1 pseudogene is annotated in these 406 nt (G+C 63.8%); it reads left to right on the top strand.

Going from position 1 to position 406, the window contains the following annotated elements:
• Nucleotides 1-255: pseudogene (locus tag AC1RPY_RS07680) on the top strand (DDE-type integrase/transposase/recombinase); the annotation flags it as partial.
• Between the last annotated feature and the right edge of the window lie 151 nt (nt 256-406).

Genomic DNA, 406 nt, shown 5'->3' with positions numbered 1-406 from the left:
GCGTTCGGGAAGAAGAAGGCGCGCGGGAAGGGCCGCAAGGAAAGCCCAGCGGTTCACGACGATATCCTCGGCGGGGCCTTCTCCACCGATGCTCCGAACCGGATCTGGCTGACCGACATCACCGAGCACCGCACCGGCGCGGGCAAGCTCTACCTCTGCGCGATCAAGGACATCTTCGCGAACAAGATCGTCGGCTACTCGATCGGCGACCGCATGAAGTCGAGCCTGGCCGTCGTCGGGCCCGCCTGGGCCGTTTGACCCCGATCGAGTTCGAGACCATCATGAGCACGTCGGCCGACATGGCCACGTGACTAACCACTGTCACCTATCCGTGCAGCAAACCCCACCTTTAGCGAAGCCCCCCCCGCAGTGGCTCGATCGAACGCTGGTCAATTCGCTCGTGGCA

The organism is Dellaglioa sp. CoH-56-MRSF-12 (assembly GCF_056782075.1).
Note: the sequence above shows the minus strand (reverse complement) of the source record. Positions and strands in the feature narration are given on the sequence as shown.